The 1229-nt window shown below is 42.7% G+C and carries 1 protein-coding gene; it reads right to left on the reverse strand.

Annotated features, from left to right (window positions below; all coding sequences use genetic code 11):
* Positions 1 to 97: 97 nt before the first annotated feature.
* On the reverse strand, positions 98 to 1229 hold a 1132-nt coding region (locus QUB10_RS34130), incomplete at its 5' end, for a site-specific integrase (protein ID WP_333207553.1).

A 1229-nucleotide genomic window follows, 5' to 3' on the forward strand; every position in this document is an offset into this window, starting at 1 on the left:
TTCCAGAAAATACAGGCAGAGACACAAACAGGCAAGGCAAAAATAGCCAATAAAAAACCGCCCTTTATGGGGGCGGTCGGCAAGGGAGGTAGTAGGGTTAGACTTCTACCAGTTGAACTTCGTGATCGACATCTAGATAATGCTTCATGATTACTTCCGGACTATTGCCGCAAGCGTGTGCCAATAGTAATAGGGCTGAAGCATTACTCTTGTTAGCGTGTGCCGTGAGAGTAATGTAAGTATGGCGGGTATGGTAGGGGGGAAGGTATCCCGATATCTTGCTTTGTTCCACTAAACGGGTAACTACACCAGGATAGTGGTATGTTTTTGCGTTATTTTTATTGCTACTGCTGGTGTAGCCAGTCCATAAATTGCCTACTTGGATAGTGTGATAACTTTGTCCTCTGGTTTGTTGAAATACCAAGTCCGCTTTGTCAATAGTTTCAGGCTTGACTCGCAGAAGTAGGTTAACCAGTCTGGATGACATCGGGAACATCCGAATAGTTTTTGTTTTTGTTTGTTGAGTTTGTCGAATTCGAGAAGCATAGCTTTTACTAAACCGAATAATTTCTTTATCCCACTTGATGTCGCCCCATCTTAAAGCAAAGGCTTCACCGGGGCGGCAACCTGTCAAAAACATAAATTCGATCAAAGGTGCAGCACTGCGCTCGTTAACTTTATCAGATTCATAAAATGCCCTGATAATGATGTCGCGCTCTTCCTTAGTAAAAGCACGGCGGTCGCTTTCAAGTTCATCTTCGTTAGCATCTTGCACTTGCCACCATTCAATTGTTTCACCATCCTCCCCTAATGTTGACTGGTACTTTTGTTTTGAATTACTACCTATCTCCTTATGTAATTCAAAAAACGGATTAACATCAGGGAGACTAAATTTACCAAGCTGTTTGGATCGGGTAAATGCTTCATTGAGTGCTTGGATGGCTCCAATGACATATGTTTTGCAGAATGGGGCTTGTATTATTTTTTTGCCCGATTCTTCATTGATAGGTGAATCCCAGATACCTAAGCCTGTGTCATCAAAAGCGCGAGTTTTACGATTACCCTTTAAACCTTTGATTATGTTGGTATACGTCTTAAAGGCTGCACAAAATGTACTAGGTTCCACTTGTGTCTCCTTCCAAACCAAGTAGTCCTCCCACATCTCCCCTACAGTAATTTCGGGTTCAGGTTGTTTAGCACCTGGTAATTGGAGCACGTCTGCTAGCTTG

Source organism: Microcoleus sp. B5-D4 (assembly GCF_036705145.1).
In the GTDB taxonomy this organism is placed as follows: Bacteria; Cyanobacteriota; Cyanobacteriia; order Cyanobacteriales; family Microcoleaceae; genus Microcoleus.